This window comes from Bartonella sp. HY038 (assembly GCF_014117425.1).
In the GTDB taxonomy this organism is placed as follows: Bacteria; Pseudomonadota; Alphaproteobacteria; order Rhizobiales; family Rhizobiaceae; genus HY038.
The window spans coordinates 1918360-1935831 of the sequence record NZ_CP059725.1; the positions used below are offsets into that span (position 1 = coordinate 1918360).

At 41.3% G+C, this 17472-nt stretch carries 17 protein-coding genes; 11 read left to right on the top strand and 6 right to left on the bottom strand.

The window, feature by feature from the left end:
- Nucleotides 1-211: 211 nt before the first annotated feature.
- The 9 genes from H3299_RS08255 (at nucleotide 212) to H3299_RS08295 (ending at nucleotide 9732) form a co-directional block, all read left to right on the top strand.
- Entirely contained in the window at nucleotides 212-1129 is a 918-nt protein-coding gene (locus H3299_RS08255; protein WP_182417224.1) for a metal ABC transporter substrate-binding protein, read from the top strand.
- The gene (locus tag H3299_RS08260) at nucleotides 1126-1986 is read left to right on the top strand and encodes a manganese/iron ABC transporter ATP-binding protein (protein ID WP_182417225.1); all 861 of its coding nucleotides are present in this window, start codon (nucleotides 1126-1128) and stop codon (nucleotides 1984-1986) included. Before H3299_RS08255 ends, H3299_RS08260 begins: the two co-directional genes overlap by 4 nt.
- Nucleotides 1983-2846: a metal ABC transporter permease gene (locus tag H3299_RS08265; protein ID WP_182417226.1), complete on the top strand. Its 864-nt coding sequence runs from the start codon at nucleotides 1983-1985 to the stop codon at nucleotides 2844-2846. Before H3299_RS08260 ends, H3299_RS08265 begins: the two co-directional genes overlap by 4 nt.
- The gene (locus H3299_RS08270; protein WP_305852515.1) at nucleotides 2833-3675 is read left to right on the top strand and encodes a metal ABC transporter permease; all 843 of its coding nucleotides are present in this window, start codon (nucleotides 2833-2835) and stop codon (nucleotides 3673-3675) included. Before H3299_RS08265 ends, H3299_RS08270 begins: the two co-directional genes overlap by 14 nt.
- Nucleotides 3676-3866: 191 nt before the next feature.
- Nucleotides 3867-5672: a single-stranded-DNA-specific exonuclease RecJ gene (gene recJ, locus H3299_RS08275; RefSeq protein ID WP_182417227.1), complete on the top strand. Its 1806-nt coding sequence runs from the start codon at nucleotides 3867-3869 to the stop codon at nucleotides 5670-5672.
- Nucleotides 5673-5841: 169 nt separating this feature from the next.
- Entirely contained in the window at nucleotides 5842-7953 is a 2112-nt protein-coding gene (locus tag H3299_RS08280; RefSeq protein ID WP_182417228.1) for a S9 family peptidase, read from the top strand.
- A gap of 66 nt (nucleotides 7954-8019) precedes the next feature.
- Nucleotides 8020-8337 (top strand): hypothetical protein, encoded by a 318-nt coding sequence (locus H3299_RS08285; RefSeq protein WP_182417229.1) that lies wholly within the window; start codon nucleotides 8020-8022, stop codon nucleotides 8335-8337.
- Nucleotides 8338-8445: 108 nt separating this feature from the next.
- Complete coding sequence (locus H3299_RS08290; RefSeq protein WP_246708044.1) at nucleotides 8446-9366, top strand: DMT family transporter; 921 nt, start codon at nucleotides 8446-8448, stop codon at nucleotides 9364-9366.
- A gap of 102 nt (nucleotides 9367-9468) precedes the next feature.
- Nucleotides 9469-9732 (top strand): hypothetical protein, encoded by a 264-nt coding sequence (locus tag H3299_RS08295; protein WP_182417231.1) that lies wholly within the window; start codon nucleotides 9469-9471, stop codon nucleotides 9730-9732.
- Between the two features lie 64 nt (nucleotides 9733-9796).
- Here the strand turns inward: H3299_RS08295 and H3299_RS08300 are convergent, their stop codons facing one another.
- The 4 genes from H3299_RS08300 to H3299_RS15790 all read right to left on the bottom strand — a co-directional run bounded on the left by H3299_RS08300 (nucleotide 9797) and on the right by H3299_RS15790 (nucleotide 13233).
- On the bottom strand, nucleotides 9797-11071 hold the full coding sequence (locus H3299_RS08300) for an NAD(P)/FAD-dependent oxidoreductase (protein ID WP_182417232.1): 1275 nt from the start codon (nucleotides 11069-11071) through the stop codon (nucleotides 9797-9799).
- A gap of 325 nt (nucleotides 11072-11396) precedes the next feature.
- Entirely contained in the window at nucleotides 11397-12113 is a 717-nt protein-coding gene (locus H3299_RS08305; RefSeq protein WP_182417233.1) for a YafY family protein, read from the bottom strand.
- Between the two features lie 108 nt (nucleotides 12114-12221).
- A complete protein-coding gene (locus tag H3299_RS08310) occupies nucleotides 12222-12482 on the bottom strand; it encodes a hypothetical protein (protein WP_182417234.1) in 261 nt (86 codons plus the stop codon).
- Between the two features lie 535 nt (nucleotides 12483-13017).
- Nucleotides 13018-13233, bottom strand: a complete 216-nt coding sequence (locus tag H3299_RS15790) for a hypothetical protein (protein WP_371739385.1) — start codon at nucleotides 13231-13233, stop codon at nucleotides 13018-13020.
- A 205-nt stretch (nucleotides 13234-13438) separates the two neighbouring features.
- On the opposite strand from H3299_RS15790, the gene H3299_RS15795 reads away from it, so the two are divergent.
- Nucleotides 13439-13606 carry a LysR family transcriptional regulator gene (locus tag H3299_RS15795; protein WP_371739837.1) on the top strand — a complete coding sequence of 56 codons (168 nt, stop codon included), beginning with the start codon at nucleotides 13439-13441 and terminating at the stop codon, nucleotides 13604-13606.
- A 427-nt stretch (nucleotides 13607-14033) separates the two neighbouring features.
- A complete protein-coding gene (locus tag H3299_RS08325) occupies nucleotides 14034-15074 on the top strand; it encodes a GlxA family transcriptional regulator (protein WP_182417236.1) in 1041 nt (346 codons plus the stop codon).
- Nucleotides 15075-15131: 57 nt separating this feature from the next.
- On the opposite strand, the gene H3299_RS08330 is transcribed toward H3299_RS08325, so the two are convergent.
- Both H3299_RS08330 and nuoN read right to left on the bottom strand, forming a co-directional pair.
- On the bottom strand, nucleotides 15132-15935 hold the full coding sequence (locus H3299_RS08330) for a biotin--[acetyl-CoA-carboxylase] ligase (RefSeq protein ID WP_182417237.1): 804 nt from the start codon (nucleotides 15933-15935) through the stop codon (nucleotides 15132-15134).
- A 34-nt stretch (nucleotides 15936-15969) separates the two neighbouring features.
- Nucleotides 15970-17463, bottom strand: coding sequence for an NADH-quinone oxidoreductase subunit NuoN (gene nuoN / locus H3299_RS08335; protein ID WP_182417238.1), 1494 nt, complete (start codon nucleotides 17461-17463; stop codon nucleotides 15970-15972).
- Between the last annotated feature and the right edge of the window lie 9 nt (nucleotides 17464-17472).

Consider the following 17472-nt stretch of genomic DNA (forward strand, 5'->3'; position numbering starts at 1 on the left):
TATTGCGAATGGTTTTGCGCTAAGCAATCTTTTATAGACTGCGTTAACTGGTTGATTTATAACTATTTTACAAACTCATATTCAAACTGTGATGCGGCTTACTAGCCATTTCAAACTGCATCAATATGCGCCTTAAAGTTGGCGCTTGCATAAATGTTGAAAATTTTCTACATATTGTAAATGCAAATCATTAGCAATAAGGACTCATTTGATGAAAAAACTACTTCTTATGTTGGCGGCTGCCTCAAGCCTTGTGCTTATTAATAGCGCAGCTTTTGCTGAAAAATTTAAAGCCGTAACCACCTTTACAGTTATTGCCGATATGGCACGCAATGTTGCCGGCGATGCTGCAGATGTTGAATCTATTACAAGACCCGGTGTTGAAATTCATGAATATGAACCAACCCCTGGAGATTTGCGCCGCGCCCAAGGTGCGGATCTTGTTTTATGGAATGGCCTTAACCTTGAATTATGGTTTGAAAAATTCTTTGAAAATGTCAAGGATAAGCCAAGCGTTGTGGTAACTAATGGTGTTGTACCAATGAGCATTAGCGAAGGCCCTTATGATGGCAAGCCAAATCCTCATGCTTGGATGTCGCCCACTAATGCGCTTATCTATGTTGATAATATTCGTGATGCTTTTGTAAAATACGATCCTGATAATGCTGAAATCTATAAGGCCAATGCCGAAAAATATAAGCAAGAAATTCGCGCTGCAATTGATCCTATCCGCGCTGAATTTGATGCATTGCCAGAAAGCCGCCGCTTTCTTGTCACCAGTGAAGGCGCATTTAGCTATCTTGCCCGTGATTTTGGTTTGAAAGAATTTTACATTTGGCCAATTAATGCCGATCAACAAGGTACGCCTCAGCAAATCCGCAAGGTTATTGATGAAGTTCGCACCAATAAAATTCCAGCCGTATTTTCAGAAAGCACTATTTCAGACAAGCCAGCCAAACAAATTGCTAAAGAAACAGGTGCGCTTTATGGTGGCGTATTATATGTTGACTCCTTGAGTGAAGCTGATGGTCCTGTGCCAACCTATATTGATCTTTTGAAAGTAACCAGCGCAACCGTTGCCAATGCTCTTAGTGAAAAATCTTCCAAGGAAGGCGAAACAAAGAAATGAATAATACCGGAATCGTTATGAGTGATGTCACCGTCACTTATCGCAATGGTTTTACTGCTCTTAAAAACGCAAGTTTTGATAGCCCAGAAAAAAGTATTACTGCTCTTGTTGGGGTCAATGGTGCTGGTAAATCAACATTGTTTAAAGCGATTATGGGATTTGTACAAGTGAGCCGTGGGACCATATCGGTCCTCGGCCTTCCTGTTAAAACAGCCCTTAAACAAAACATCATTGCTTATGTTCCGCAAAGCGAAGAAGTTGACTGGAGTTTTCCTGTTCTTGTCGAAGATGTCGTTATGATGGGGCGTTATGGCCATATGAATTTTCTGCGCATTCCCCGCGCAATTGACCGCAAGGCAGTTGATGATGCATTAAAGCGTGTTAACATGCTGGAATATCGCAAAAGGCAAATTGGCGAATTGTCAGGCGGACAAAAAAAACGTGTATTTTTGGCACGCGCCATAGCCCAAGAAGCAAAAGTAATTTTACTTGATGAGCCTTTTACTGGTGTTGATGTTAAAACCGAAGATCAAATCATCACCCTATTGCGGCAAATGCGCGATGAAGGCGCAGTGATGTTGGTTTCAACCCACGATCTTGGTAGTGTCCCGGAGTTTTGCGACCGTACAGTATTGGTTAAGAAAACCATTCTTGATTTTGGACCAACAGAAAAAGTTTTTACCCCGCAAAATTTGGAAAAAGCCTTTGGCGGCGCACTCCGCGCCCGTGGACTCGGCAGCATGGGCGAGCATAATATCCATATTTTAAGCGATGATGAAAAGCCGCTAATATTTGCATCCAATAAGGTACACGCTAATAAAGACAGCGATGAAAGTGATAAGGAAACAGCAAGATGATTGATCTTTTGCTTGAACCTTTTACTTATGATTTTATGTTTACAACCGTTTACGTTACCTGCCTAATAGGAGCATTATGCGCGTTTTTATCGGCATTCTTGATGCTCAAAGGCTGGTCTTTAATGGGAGATGCGCTATCCCACTCTATCATTCCAGGTGTCGTAGGCGCCTATATGCTTGGTCTACCATTTTCGCTTGGTGCATTTTTTTCTGGTGGTCTCGCGGCCGGTGCTATTTTGTTTCTTAATGAGCGAACAAAGCTAAAAGAAGATGCAATTATTGGCCTTATCTTTACCTCGTTTTTTGGGATTGGGCTTTTCATGCAATCCAAAGCATCTATTCCCATTAAACTTGATGCAGTCATCCTTGGCAACCTTGGTAGTATTGCCACAGAAGATATTATTCAATTGGTCATTATCGGCGTTGTTTCCATTGCCATTATGCTGGTCATTTGGAAAGATTTATTAGTCACATTTTTTGATGAAAATCATGCCCGCTCTATTGGTATTAACACAAAATTGTTGAAAATTATTTTCTTTACGCTTCTTGCAGCATCAACCGTTGCTGCGATGCAAACCGTTGGCGCATTTCTAGTTATTGCTTTAGTGGTTACCCCTGGCGCGACCGCTTATTTATTGTCAGACCGTTTTTCACGGCTTTTGCTTATTGCCATTGCCATCGGTATTTTCACCAGTTTTTTCGGCTCGTATATAAGCTATTTTTTAAACGTACAGCCCGGAGGATTTATCGTTCTTTTGCAAACGGCTTTATTTATTATTGCCTTTTTCTTTGCGCCCAAGCACGGCTATATTGCTGCACGACTAAAAGCCAAACAGGCATTGGAGGATGATCATGCTTGATATCCTATTAGAGCCATTTCAATTCGACTTTATGGTCAAAGGCCTATTGATTACGGTTATCGTTTCCATTCCAATGGCGTTTTTATCATGCTTTTTAGTGCTAAAAGGTTGGGCATTGCTTGGTGACGCACTTTCACATGCAGTTTTCCCCGGAGTTGTCATTGCCTATATGGTGGGTTTACCTTTTGCGGTGGGTGCGTTTAGCGCCGGTATTTTGACCGCTATGGTTACTGGTTTTTTACAAGCCAATAGCCGCGTTAAACAAGATACTATTCTTGGCATTGTTTTTTCGGGCATGTTTGCCCTTGGGCTAGTTCTCGTTACCACGATAGAAAGTGATGTTCATCTGACCCATATCCTATTTGGCAGCTTACTTGGTGTTAGCTGGAATGATGTTTTATCAACCCTTGGCATTTCTGTCTTTATTACTGTTATTTTAAGCATCAAATGGCGAGATTTCCAACTATTTATCTTTGACCCGATTGAGGCGAAAGCGGTTGGTCTTACTTTATGGGTTTTACATTATGGTTTGCTTATCATGATATCGCTTGCAATTGTGGCAGCGTTAAAAAGCGTTGGCATTATTTTATCGATTTCACTCCTTATTGCACCAGGTGCTATTGCCTTTTTATTAACGCGTAAATTATCACACATGGTGTTAATCGCCGTAAGTCTTGGGGTTGTGGTAAGTTTTTGCGGCATTTATGCAAGCTTCTTTTTTGACAGCAGCCCCGCCGCAACAATAGTGTTTTTTGAAACAGCTATTTTTATTCTTGTGTTTATTTGGCAAAGTTTAAAAAATCGCCGCAATACATTAATCGAGGAATAATTTAAAAGGCATTTTTGAAAAAACACTTGTTGTTTTATAAAATGCCTTTTGAATCTATAAAAAACTAAGATTTCACTCTTGCTCTTGTTTTCAATCAAAAAACACAATTTAAGCGCTCATCAATTTGATTTGTAGTTACGAAATATTCTAAACCACTTCACAGATGGAATAATTTACACTACATATAAATTATGAAGAATATAGATATTGCTGATAAGAAAAACTGCTTTTTAGGTGTTGAACGCTCGGTACTTGGCTATCGCTGGGTAGATCGTTTAAACAAGGCTAATTTAAACGCTGTTTTAGCAATGACGCAAAAATATGGCATTCCTGACATGCTAGCACGTGTTTTGGTAGGGCGCGGCATTGAAGAAGGCGATGTCAATCAATTTCTTGATCCAACCTTGCGCGATTCTATGCCTGATCCTTCCAGCTTTACTGATATGGATAAGGCCGCAACACGCATTGCCGATGCCATTATCAAGCGTGAAAAAGTTGCAATTCTTGGTGATTATGATGTTGACGGCGCATGTTCATCTACCATATTGGCACGTTTTTTACGTAGCTTTGGTCTTTTAGTTGAAATTCATATTCCTGACCGTATTGTCGAGGGCTATGGCCCCAATGATGATGCAATGGCACAACTTGTTCATAATGGCGCAAGCCTCATTGTCACGGTTGATTGCGGCTCTTTAAGTGAAGGGCCTATTGCGGTTGCTGCCGATCTTGGTGCAGATGTGGTGGTGCTTGATCACCACCAAATGGGCGATGTTTTGCCAAGCAAGGCATTAGCAGTAGTTAATCCCAACCGCCCTGATGATTTTTCTGGCCATGGGTTTTTATGTGCGGCAGGGGTGGTTTTCATCACTCTTGCAGCTATTTCCCGTAATTTACGCGAGCGCCAATTTAAAGGGCAAATGCCCGACCTGTTGGCATTGCTTGACCTTGTCGCCCTTGCCACCATTTGTGACGTTGTGCCGCTGATCGGGGTAAATCGTGCTTTTGTGGTTAAAGGCTTACAAGTCGCCCGCAGCATGAATAATGTTGGGTTTGCCGCTCTTGCAAAAGCTGCGCGTATTGGTGAACCATTAAACACGTTTCATCTTGGTTTTTTAATTGGTCCACGCATTAATGCAGGCGGTCGCATTGGCAATTCTGCCCTTGGTAGCATTTTGCTTGGTACCGATAATGGCGATCAAGCAACACAAATTGCCCTTGAACTTGAAGGCTTAAATAGCGAAAGACAAGCATTAGAAGCGGTGCAGCTAGAAGAAGCAGAAGCGCAAGTTTTATTTGAGCTATCGCAGCAAACCACCGAGCCATCGGTGATTGTTGTCGCAAGCCCTGACTGGCACCCCGGTATTGTTGGGCTTTTAGCATCACGTTTGAAAGAACGTTATCAAAGACCAGCCATTGCCCTTGCCATTAAGCCAGATGGGTCGGCAACTGGCTCTGCACGCTCTATCACTGGTTTTGATGTGGGCGATCTTATACGCCGCGCAGTTGAAGAAGGTTTGATTGAAAAGGGCGGCGGCCATATTATGGCGGCGGGCCTTACCATTAATGCCAGCAAGATCAATGATTTTAGAATTTGGTGTAATGCAGAAGCCAATAAGCGCGTTTTAACCTTACGCCAATCAGCAACTCTTGCCATTGATGGTGCAATTTCTGCAAGTGGCGCAACCAATGATTTTATCAAATTGCTAGAAAAAGCTGGTCCTTTTGGTGCTGGCAATGATCAGCCTATTTTTGCAATTCCATCCCACTGTCTTGTTGATGTGCGTGAGGTTGGAAAGGGACATATTGCTGTAACTCTTGCCAATGCTGAAGGAAGAAAACTCAAGGGCATTGCGTTTCGTAGCGCCAGTTCTGACCTTGGCACATTTTTATTGGCTAATCGCGGCAATTACATTCATATGGTTGGCAATTTATCACTTAACTATTGGAATGGCTCCTATTCTCCGCAAATACGCATTATTGACGCTGCCCCTGCCTGATAATGTCAGTGACAAACGCTTTAGCTTTGCACATAAAGTGCTTGTGAAACCTGTACTTAATCCCCATCTATAAAAATAATAATCATTGCAAAGGGCAATGATTATTCTTAAAGTTTTATAGACATTGCATTTTTTCATATAAATTTCTGTTCACCCTATAAGGTTTATCATGGCAAAAACATTTCCAGCTATTGCAGCACCTGAAACCGCAAAAATTGCACAAAAATCTGTGCATCATGGCATTGAAAAAATTGATGAATATGCATGGCTACGCGCAGATAATTGGCAAGAAGTGTTTCAAGATCCATCAAAGCTTGATCCAGCTATTTTAGCGCAATTGCAGCAGGAAAATGCCTATCAGGCCGAAATGATGACCGGCACTGAAGAATTACAAGCCAAGCTTTTTGCAGAAATGAAGGGCCGCATCAAGGAAGATGATTCATCAGTTCCTGAAAAAGATGGTGAATTTGCTTATGGTTCAGCCTTTGCAATTGGTGGCGAGCAACCTTATTTTTTCCGCACCAAACGTGATGGTGGCGACCAATCTATTTATCTTGATGGCCATAAGGAAGGCGAAGATAAAGCTTATTTCCAGCTTGGCGGCGTTAGCTATGCGCCAGACCATAAAAAATTTCTTTGGAGCTATGACGATAAGGGATCAGAATTTTACAATATTAAAATTCGTGATTTTGGGCACGATAGTGACCATGATGAAATTTTGTCGCACACCAGTGGTGATGGGGTTTGGGATGCCAATGCACAAGGTTTTTTCTATAGCAAATTAGACGAAAACCACCGCGCAAGCGAAATTTTCTATCACCGTCTTGGCACACAGCAAAGCGAAGATAGACTTATTTTTAAAGAAGAAGATACCCGCTTTTTTGTGCAAGTTTCAGGCTCTGCCTTGGAAGATTATATTTTTATTAATCTGCATGACCATGAAACATCTGAAATATGGTATTTGCCAGCCAATGATCCATCAGCACAACCAAAATTAATTAAGGCGCGCGAAACCGGTGTTGAATATGAAATTATTCCAGCCGGCGAGCAATTCTATATCTTGACTAATATGGATAAGGCGCGTGATTTTAAAGTGATGGTAACACCATCAGCGCAGCCAGAGCCAGAAAATTGGCAAGACTTCATTCCCCATGAAGAAGGCCGTTTGATTGTTGGCTTTGATGCTTATGAAAATTATCTTTTATGGCTAGAAACCCAAAATTGCTTGCCTGCAATTAAGGTTTGGAACCGTGCAACCAAAGATGTTCATTCCATTGCCTTTGATGAAGAAGCCTATTCCTTGGGGCTGCATGGCGCAGTAGAATATGATAGCGATATCATCCGCTTTTCCTATTCATCACCAACCACACCGCGCCAGCTTTTTGAATATGATTTGAGCTCGCGTGAGCGCAATTTGCTTAAAGAGCAAGAAGTACCATCAGGACATAATGCCAGCGATTATGTTGCCCGCCGTCTAATGGCTAAAGCGCATGATGGCGAATTGGTACCATTAACCCTGCTTTACCGCAAAGATATTGCCCTTGATGGCTCTGCGCCATGTCTTTTATACGGTTATGGTGCTTATGGCATGAGTATGCCTGCAAGTTTTAGCACTACGGTTCTATCACTGGTTGATCGCGGTTTTATCTATTGTGTAGCGCATATTCGTGGTGGCAAAGAAAAAGGCTATCATTGGTATGAGAATGGTAAGTTAAAGAATAAAACCAATACATTCCATGATTTTATCACTGCCGGCCGCTATTTGGTTGAAAATGGTTTTACGTCCCATGAAAAATTAATCGCTTTTGGTGGTTCTGCTGGTGGTATGCTGATGGGGGCAATTGCCAATATGGCACCCAATGATTATGCCGCCATTGTTGCATCCGTGCCTTTTGTTGATGTGTTAAACACCATGCTTGATGCAAGCCTGCCCCTCACCCCACCAGAATGGTCGGAATGGGGCAACCCAATTGAATCTAAAGATGATTATGAGTTAATTGCTTCTTATTCGCCTTATGACAATGTTAAGCAACAAGCCTATCCGCCAATTTTGGCACTTGCTGGCCTAACGGATCCACGCGTTACCTATTGGGAGCCAGCCAAATGGGTTGCACGCTTACGTGAACGCAAAAGTGACTATAATCCTGTTTTATTCCGCATTAATATGGATGCAGGACATGCTGGCGCATCGGGGCGTTTTTCACGGCTTGAAGAATGGGCCTATATGTATTCTTTCATGCTAAAAATTGTCAATTATGACATTTTGGCAGAAAAAATCTAATTATAACAATTAAGCTAAACCTATTTTTTGGGATATTTTAGCTCATAAATTAAAGGAGAAAGTGCAATGATAAACAAAATAAAAGTAATTTTTATAAGTATCTTCGTTGCACTTCTTCCGCTAACGTCTTTTGCAGCAGCGCCAGATAGGCAAAATGAATTTTTAGGCAAGCGCTGCAATACACCGCCCAAAGGCAGCGGCATTGTTGCCGGTTTTTTCCGTGGTTGGGAACAAACACCATTTCAATATTATGGCTCTGGCTATATGCCGGTAGAACGCTATCGCTGTTTTCAAACTATGAATGAGTGTAAAACATGGCTTTTCACCATGAATTATTATTATAATGAAAAAACACCTGATGCCTCGCTCTGCACGCAGTTTTAAGCGCATTTTCAGCAAAAATTAAAACAACTTTTGGGTTAAATTAATACCCAAATATAAAGATTAAAAAGTCACCGCTTCCACTCTCTTAATTAATCCATGGGATGCCGCATGTCTAAAGACTATTATTATGGCCTTGGTGCTGTTTTCTTCGCGGCACTTTTATGGGGAACAACAGGAACGGCTGCGGCTATGGCACCACAAGTTGGGCCTATTGCCATTGGTGCTGCGGCTATGGGGCTTGGCGGATTAATCCAAGCTTTTATGGCACGCAAAAAAATATCTGCGCAACTATCTGCCCTCAAACACCATTGGGTTTTATTATTGGCAGGAGGCATTTCAGTTTTGGTTTATCCGCTTGCTTTTTATGCTTCTATGCGGCTTGCCGGCGTTACTATTGGTACGGTTATTTCCATTGGTTCAGCACCATTATGCTCGGTTTTTATCGAGCGTATTTTTGAAAAGCACCCAATTTCCATGCGCTGGCTCATTGGCATTAGTGTTGGTCTTATTGGCATTATTTTACTTTGCCTTGCGACACAGCATGGCGCATCTACCCATAAGGGCGATGAAAATGCCCTGCTTGGTATATTTTTAGGGCTCGTTGCTGGGCTTACCTATGCTGGCTATTCTTGGACATCCCGTCAGCTTATGCAAAAGGGCATAGCCTCATCGGCAGCTATGGGCGCAACCTTTGGGCTGGGTGGCCTTATGCTCATGCCAATACTTTTGGCAACTGGCGCACCTTTCTTGCTATCATGGCAAAATTTTTCGGTAGGGCTTTATATGGCTCTTATCCCAATGTTTTTAGGATATCTGTGTTTTGGCTATGGGCTTGCACGCATTAAAGCAAGCCTTGCCATTACCATTACACTGATGGAACCAGTTGTTGCGGCATTTTTGGCAGTGCTTATTCTTGGGGAGCGCTTACCACTTATCGGCTGGCTCGGCGTATTACTAATTCTTGCATCATTGGTGTTTGTAACCTTACCCAGTAACCTATTTAATAAAAAAACAAAAACCGCATCTTGATATTTTCATAATTATGCGATTGGCAAGACCATGATTTCACCGTCGATATTTTAAAAAACTAAAAGCATATTTTTAAATATAAACGGTTAAGGATAAACCGCCATGAGCGATGAAAATTCTCAAAACCTATCGGCAAAAGAAAGAATAATAGCTCTACGCAATATTATTCAACAAAATAATGCTGAAAAGCTGTTTTTGATAGATAACCCAGATAAATTTGATAGCTATAGTATTAATTTTAACTATCGCGGCGGCACAATCACTTATTGCGATTGGCGTGGTCCTGAAATACGATTTGAAACCAATAACACCGACAAATTAATCAGCTATTATTTGCAATTAATAGCTAATTATAAAAAAGATTAGCAGCGATAAGGTACAATACATTATTGCTGCAGCTATATATATTACCCTTTAAAGCGGCAAAATGCTACATTTGTTGCTCGTCAGTCCGGCGGGTTTCACGTTGGGTAATAAGACGAGCGGAACGGCGGCCTGAAATGGAAAGCCACAACCAATTTAAGGCAACGGCTAACCGACTTTGCGCGCCAATTAAGAAATAAATATGGGCAACACCCCAAATCCACCATGCAAGAAAACCGGTGAGCCGAATTTTACCAAAATCAATCACCGCAGAATTGCGGCCAATGGTTGCAAGATTGCCAAGGTGGCGATAATGAAAAGCGGGCGGCGGCGTCAAATTTTTGCGGCGATGATTAATAACCTTTGCAACATATTCGCCCTGTTGCTTGGCGGCAGGTGCAATACCGGGAACTGGATTGCCATTTATTTGCTTTACCGATGCCGTATCACCAATAATGAAAATTTCTGGATGGTTCTCCACCGAGAGATCATCCTTAACAAAAGCGCGACCAGCTCGATCTTTTTGCGTATTAATCCAATCAGCAGCATCTGATGCTTTAACCCCTGCCGCCCAAATAATTGTACGGGCAGGTATAGCTTCATCACCAATGGCGACACCATCTTCATGACACTCGGTTACTGGTTTGCCCGTGCGCACATCAACGCCCATTTTTTCCAAGGTTTTCTTGGCATATTCAGATAATTCTTCAGGAAAGACTGGTAAAACACGGCTACCTGCTTCAACAAGCAAAACCTTAGCTTTGGTTGTATCAATATTGCGGAATTCTTTTGGCAAAGTTTTATGGGCAAGTTCAGCAATAATACCGGCAAGCTCAACACCTGTTGCACCGCCGCCAATAATCACAAAAGTAAGCAGCGCTTCACGCAGTTTAGGATCTTTTTCCATTTCAGCTTTTTCAAAAGCCACCAACATGCGCCGTCTTATAGTTGTTGCGTCTTCAAGATCTTTAAGACCGGGTGCAATATCTTCCCACTCATCTTTACCAAAATAGGCATGCCGCGCGCCAGTTGCTAAAATTAACGTGTCGTAGGATAATTGCTTACCATCCGATAGACTAACTTGACGTGCTTCCTTATCAATTGCTGTTACCTTACCAAGATAGGTGGTAATATCTTTACGCTTGCGCAGTAAATGACGAATAGGCCACGCAATTTCTGATGTTGCAAGAATGGTAGTTGCTACCTGATAAAGCAGTGGTTGAAAAAGATGGTGGTTACGTTGGTCAATCACGGTAATCACAGTATTTGGGCATTTTATTGCTTTGGCTGCAGAAAGCCCCGCAAAACCGCCACCCACAATAACCACACGATGATCAGACATTACTTACTCCTTAAAAAGGCAATTCCAAAATAGCAACAATTAATGCCTTTAAGCTACTATGTAGCTCTAATTTATTCGGGGTATATTAGCAGACAATGAAAAAATAAAAATCATTAAATTTTGATTTCAATCAAATAATATTGAAAACTAAATTGTTTTCAATAAAAATCTGTTGTTGTTTTGAAACACTATAAATCGCACTAAAATTTATCATCGAATAAGGCATAAAATCTATTTAACCTGCCCTATAACACTACCATTACATTAAAAAACAGGCCGCACTGGGCGCATGGTCAAATTATAGCCAAAAATGATTCACCTTTGATTAAAACTGCTCCAGTTTGAAATCCTCGCAGCTTTCTTTCATCATTTCTGCCCAGTCGCGAAATAATTTACTGCGGCTTTGGGGATAGCTTTGTGGCAATGCATTACAGCTCAAAATCCTATCGGTTCTAAAATGCCTAAAATCATCGCGTTCCTCGCAATGGGCCAAGATGATACGGCTTTTTGCAAAAAAAGCTAATCCAAAAGGCCAAATAATCCGTTTGCTAAATTTACCATGGGCATCACAATAGGTAATCGCAAGTTTTTTATGATCGCGAATGACTTTGCGCAATAATGTGACTACTTCCATAGTTTCGGGCTGGTTAAACCGCGTATCAGGCGGAACATGTAGTGCAACAGCTTGCATTGAATCGGCTAAGGCTTTGGGCAAACAAGCCGCAATTTTTGCCATGGCAGAGCGCGCATCTTGCAACAATGCGCCCTCGCCCAAACTTGCAACCAAGCGCGACCCAAGCACCAAGGCTTCCAATTCGTCATGGCTAAACATTAAGGGCGGCACATGAAACCCAGGGCGTAAAACATAGCCAAGCCCTGCCTCGCCCTCAATTGTTGCACCTTGCGCTTGCAAACTTGCAATATCGCGATAAAGCGTCCGCAAACTTACCTGTAATTCATTGGCAAGCACAGCTCCCGTTACAGGATAACGGTAACGACGCAACAGGTCTAATAGAGCAAGTAGACGTTCTGATTTGGTCATAAAAAGCTAAATGGCAAATGAATAATCGGTTTAAAAAATGAAATTGGACCATATCACCCAATATCCAGAAATTCTATAGCTACTTAGACTAGAATGTAGCAAAAGCAATTATGGACATTGATAAGGGCTTAAACCAGCCATGTCGTGACCCGTTTGGGTATTTTTAATTGTAACAACGGATTTTGGATTAAACTTGCAAAGCATTCGCCGATATTTTCCAAACATATCGCTTGTAGCATCTGTTAAATTAATTTTTGGTCCTAACTCTTTACCATTAACATCATGTGAAACAATACGGTAAGTTCCTGATACAGTTGAACATGCAGAAATAAAAATAAAGATTAATAAAACACTTATATTTTTCATCATATACACCACCATTACACAACAAAATAATAAATAAAAGGTCTTGCCTATTTAAACGGGTTTAACCTTAGCTATTGTAGCAAGATTTTTGCTTTATCGTAAGATAGGTTGTTAAACATCCATTCTCATTCTTTAAGATGCAGATGGAACGTCTTTTCAGGAATGCTTTTGAATTTGCTGAGCCTTACTTTTGCTAATCCCCAAAAACCTTCAATACCCTTGATATAAACACGCCCCTTTCAAATTCGTCTTTGCAAATGGTTAACATGGAAATGTCGGTAACCAAAATCAACCAAACCATTATATCCGCGCCACCCATTAGAGTTTATGATCAAGGCAATATCCACTTTTCTTGCGCCATAAAGCCCTGTAAGGTAGCTTTTGAGCAGTTTGGTACAATTTCAGTATAAACTTACCCCCTCGTTCAAATGTACCCAAAACTATTGTTTTACCAAAAGAGCCACGCCCATGTTTGCCTATTAGACGACGAGAACCGAATAGTTTTTCATCAACTTCAACAATACCAAACACGGGACGTTTAAGCTTCACAAGCTAGATAGATGGGTTCGCGCAGCCCCTGATAAATGTGGTTAATGATATTAAGGTTTAGCCCAGTCAATCGTGAGGTTTGAAATCCAGTTAAATCAACCACAAAACAGCGAACAACATCACTAATTTTCTGTTTTAAAATTCTACTACAAATGGAAAGCTTATTTTCACGTCTTATCATAGCCTTATGACGAATAATTGTCATTTAACTAGGCAAGACCCTATTATATTTTTTTTAATTTATTAATCGACTACATAGAATAAAAATTCTAAATATTATGACTATGTCATTTAAATTCTTTATATTAATAATTATAAATATATCGCAATTTAAATTCTAATGGAAACGCAAACATACGCATTACTTTAAGACAAGTTGAATATTCTATAGCTAATGCGGAAACTGGTACATTAGTCTTGCGTCTGAACCTTTTAAGGTGTCCTCGCCATTAATACCAACTGCGATTGCCAATCTTGAGGAAGAATTGCAAGCAAAATTGCTCATTCGACGGCATGCTCAAAGGCTGGCTTTAACTCCAGCAGGTAAAAAGGCGCTTATTCAAGCAAAAAAATATTGATGAAACTGAAAACTTTATAATGTAACGGATGATATAACAAACTAGTTGCGCAAACAAATTGTCGTAGGCTGCATGGTGACCTTTGCGCCGATGAATATGCCGAAAGTTAGCAAAGGATTATAAAGAGGCGACAACCTCATCACCCATTTGAGCGTTAATCTCAAATAAAGACATATGCTGATACCTGATAGTTATCAGTAAAAAATATAAAAAGACAATCACTCTGTAAAAAAACAAATAGCGGCTAGCTATCCACATGCGATAAATCACCGCAATCTCAATCAAAAAATCCCACAATCACAGACTTACTTGAATTTGTATGGATAGCTTCGGTACTTATCGAGAAATAAAACTATTGCAATTTAGAATTATTCGATTGAATATATCTATCCAACTCGCAAACGAGATAGTTATGGAGAGATTGTGCATGGAGAGGCAAAATCATATCGCCGATCAACAAACAGCAACTCCCAAAGCTGCAAATAATAAATCCCTTAAGCAGCCAAGATTTTCAATTGGATTTATTCTTGCTAACGACTTTGCCTTGAGCGCATTTGCAAATTTTATTGATGTTTTAACCCTTGCCAATAATAAGGTTGCACGCATTAATCAAACGTCGTGTCATTGGTCTGTTTTATCCAATTCCCTGAACCCAATTTTTTCAAGTAGTGGTATTGGCGTACAACCCAACCAGACACTCATTGCCCCACAAAATTTTGATTATATAATTGTGGTTGGCCGTTACACTGATAGCTTAAGCGAACTTGATAGTAGCTATGTTGATTATCTCCATCTTACAGCACAAAGCAAAATTACGCTTGGTGGTATCGGTACTGGCAGCCTTATCATCCATGCTGCGGGTCTCATGGAAGGTTATCAAACTTGCCTTAGCCCATTGCGCGGTCAAACTTTTTTAGAAAAATATAGTGGTTTGCGCTCTGTTGTGGATAAAAGCTTTATCATTGACCGAGACCGCTTAAGCACCGATAGTGCGGCAGGTACCAGCCAACTTGCTTCCTACATTGTAGCAAAACATATCGGGCGAAGCGAAGCACGTAAGGCTTTGCATACATTGGCGGCTAATGAACCGTTCCCCCCAGATAAAACGCAGCCAACTATCCCCCAAGAATGGCATAGCGATAACCCTGTCGTTGCGAAATCATTGCATATGATGCAGCAAAATATTGATTGTCCATTATCTATAGATGATATAGCCAAAACAATAGGCCATAATAAACGGCAAATAGAGCGCCATTTTCAGCAAGCCCTTGCAACTTCACCACAAGCGGCATTTATTGATATGCGGCTTAATTTTGCCCGCACACTTATTGAAACCACCAACAAGCCCCTTGCGGAAATTGCAATCCAATGTGGCTTTTGCGACTCATCGCATTTAAGCCGCATGTTTCGCCGTCGTTTTGGTAAAAAGCCCTTTGACCTGCGTGCTAAAAACAAGGATATAAATTAAACCTTGGAAATCTAGCAAAAAGACACTCGATTTTAAAGATGCTAACTGACTTTTTGATTATTGTTTGGCGGAAAATACTTGGTTGGTAAAATGCACTTCACCGGCAGATATTGTTTTGCGCACGCCATTATCTTGGTAAATAACCAACTGGCAATTTTCATCAATGGTTTCAAAAACGCCAGTGATTAATTCACCATTGACCATGATATTAACCCGCCCACCCAGATTAGCAGCATGTTGCAGCCATTTATCGCGAATTGCGCTAAGGTTTTTTCCCTTATCCCATAATTTATAATTGGTTGCCCATGTATCCGATAGGCTTTCAAACCATTGTGCTGCATCAATATTATAGCCAATATTGTGCAAGGCGGCAGTAGGGTAAGGCATATTATCGGGCGAGCTGACAATATTGCCACCAATACCAATAATGATTGCGTGATTTTGGTTTGGTAAAGTCACCAGTTCCAATAAAATACCAGATAATTTGGCATCGCCCACCAAAAGATCGTTGGGCCATTTTAATTTGACAGGTTCATTGAAAATGCCAAAGCCTATTGAGCGTTTGTGTTGTTCTAACGCTTCGATTAATGAGACGCCGGTTACAAAACCTAATGTTGCGGCATTATGCGGCGCAAAATCATCCACCAATAATAGTGAAACAAAAAAATTACCTTTGGGACTAACCCATTGGCGACCACGCCGCCCACGCCCTGCTAGCTGCTCATCTGCAACTATCCATAATTTTCCTTGGTCGCCGTTCTTTGCAAACTCAGTGGCTAGTTGATTGGTTGAGTCTAAAAGTTCATAAAACTCAACCCGATAACCAGCTTTTTTTGCTTGCGAAGAAAGGCGAACAACCATTTGAAACTTTACTTAATTATTGTCTACTTAGTAATTATTGTGCCATGAAAAGGGATTGTGCGGCTGTTGCTGCCCATGGTGTAATCCATACAGCAAAGAACACATAGAACAATCCAAATACACCGCTCAAGAATAAAACAATGCGTAATTCACTTGGCAAAGCTAAGAAGCCGCCCTTGGATTCATCAAACCACATGACTTTGATAAGGCGCAAGTAGTAAAAAGCACCAACCACAGATGCCATCATACCAATGACAGCGAGTGGCACCAAGCCAGCACCAACGGCCGCTGAGAATGTGTACCATTTACCAAAGAACCCAGCTAAAGGCGGAATGCTGGCAAGTGAGAACATATGCATGGTCATGATTGCTGCCATAAAAGGATTGCTCCAAGCAAGGCCCGCAAGGTCACTGATTTCTTCAACATTACCATCGCGATTACGCATAGCTAGAATAAAGGCGAATGCACCAAGCGTCGTAACAAGGTAAATCGTCATATAAATGATGATACTTTGTACACCAGCTGTAGCAATTTCCAAAGACCCTGCTCCAGCAGCAGCAGAAAGACCAACAAGCGCGTAGCCCATATGGGTAATAGATGAATAAGCCATTAGGCGCTTAATGTTCTTTTGGCCAATACCAGCAAAAGCACCAAGGATCATCGACGCAATCGCAATGAACACAAGAATTTGCTGCGCTGCAGGCATAATGCTTGATTGTGCACCAATATGGTCTGGACTAAAGCCCATAACCACAATACGACCAATAAGCGCAATAGCTGCAACTTTTGGAGCACCGGCAAAAAAGGCAGTTACAGGTGTTGGCGAACCTTCATAAACATCGGGCGTCCACATATGAAATGGAACAGCAGAAATTTTGAATGCAAGACCCGCAAGCACAAATACCATACCAAAGATAAGACCAAGTGGCGGATGACCACCTGAGAAGCTTTGGGCAATTTCCATGAAACCAATATGTCCAGTATAGCCGTAAACCAGTGAAATACCATAGAGCAACATGCCTGAAGACAAAGCACCCAAAACGAAATATTTAAGACCAGCTTCAGATGAGCGGGCATTATCACGGTTAAAGGCTGCAAGCACATAAAGGGCAAGAGATTGCAATTCCAAGCCCATATAAAGTGATAGCATATTGCCAGCTGAAATCATGAGCATCATGCCAACAGTTGAAAGCAAGGCTATGATTGGAAATTCAAACTTATCAAAACCGTAATTCTTGGCATAGCCAACCGACATAACCAGTGCGACAAGCGCACCAATCACGGTTAGAACTTTCATGTAACGACTATAACTATCCATAATCAAGGCATCGCCAAACACGTTACCATAGGGCGGAAACACCACTAATAATACAAGAGCCGCAGCCAAAACAACAACGGCAAGCGTGGTTATCATTGTATAAGATTGCTGTTTTGAATATACGCCCACCATGAGCAACACAAGAGCACCCACTGCGATCACTAGCTCTGGAAGCATGAGCGTCAATTGAGCCATCAAATCAATCTGCATCAGATTTGC

Bases quoted from the DNA above. Each gene is read 5' to 3' on its own strand.
- recJ (WP_182417227.1), top strand. From the start codon at position 3,867: ATGAAGAATATAGATATTGCTGATAAGAAAAACTGCTTTTTAGGTGTT.
- H3299_RS08255 (WP_182417224.1), top strand. From the start codon at position 212: ATGAAAAAACTACTTCTTATGTTGGCGGCTGCCTCAAGCCTTGTGCTT.
- H3299_RS08285 (WP_182417229.1), top strand. From the start codon at position 8,020: ATGATAAACAAAATAAAAGTAATTTTTATAAGTATCTTCGTTGCACTT.
- H3299_RS08305 (WP_182417233.1), bottom strand. From the start codon at position 12,113: ATGACCAAATCAGAACGTCTACTTGCTCTATTAGACCTGTTGCGTCGT.
- H3299_RS08280 (WP_182417228.1), top strand. From the start codon at position 5,842: ATGGCAAAAACATTTCCAGCTATTGCAGCACCTGAAACCGCAAAAATT.
- H3299_RS08260 (WP_182417225.1), top strand. From the start codon at position 1,126: ATGAATAATACCGGAATCGTTATGAGTGATGTCACCGTCACTTATCGC.
- H3299_RS08295 (WP_182417231.1), top strand. From the start codon at position 9,469: ATGAGCGATGAAAATTCTCAAAACCTATCGGCAAAAGAAAGAATAATA.
- H3299_RS08270 (WP_305852515.1), top strand. From the start codon at position 2,833: ATGATCATGCTTGATATCCTATTAGAGCCATTTCAATTCGACTTTATG.
- H3299_RS15790 (WP_371739385.1), bottom strand. From the start codon at position 13,233: ATGACAATTATTCGTCATAAGGCTATGATAAGACGTGAAAATAAGCTT.
- H3299_RS08310 (WP_182417234.1), bottom strand. From the start codon at position 12,482: ATGATGAAAAATATAAGTGTTTTATTAATCTTTATTTTTATTTCTGCA.
- H3299_RS08290 (WP_246708044.1), top strand. From the start codon at position 8,446: ATGTCTAAAGACTATTATTATGGCCTTGGTGCTGTTTTCTTCGCGGCA.
- H3299_RS08265 (WP_182417226.1), top strand. From the start codon at position 1,983: ATGATTGATCTTTTGCTTGAACCTTTTACTTATGATTTTATGTTTACA.
- H3299_RS08300 (WP_182417232.1), bottom strand. From the start codon at position 11,071: ATGTCTGATCATCGTGTGGTTATTGTGGGTGGCGGTTTTGCGGGGCTT.
- H3299_RS08330 (WP_182417237.1), bottom strand. From the start codon at position 15,935: ATGGTTGTTCGCCTTTCTTCGCAAGCAAAAAAAGCTGGTTATCGGGTT.
- nuoN (WP_182417238.1), bottom strand. From the start codon at position 17,463: ATGCAGATTGATTTGATGGCTCAATTGACGCTCATGCTTCCAGAGCTA.
- H3299_RS08325 (WP_182417236.1), top strand. From the start codon at position 14,034: ATGGAGAGGCAAAATCATATCGCCGATCAACAAACAGCAACTCCCAAA.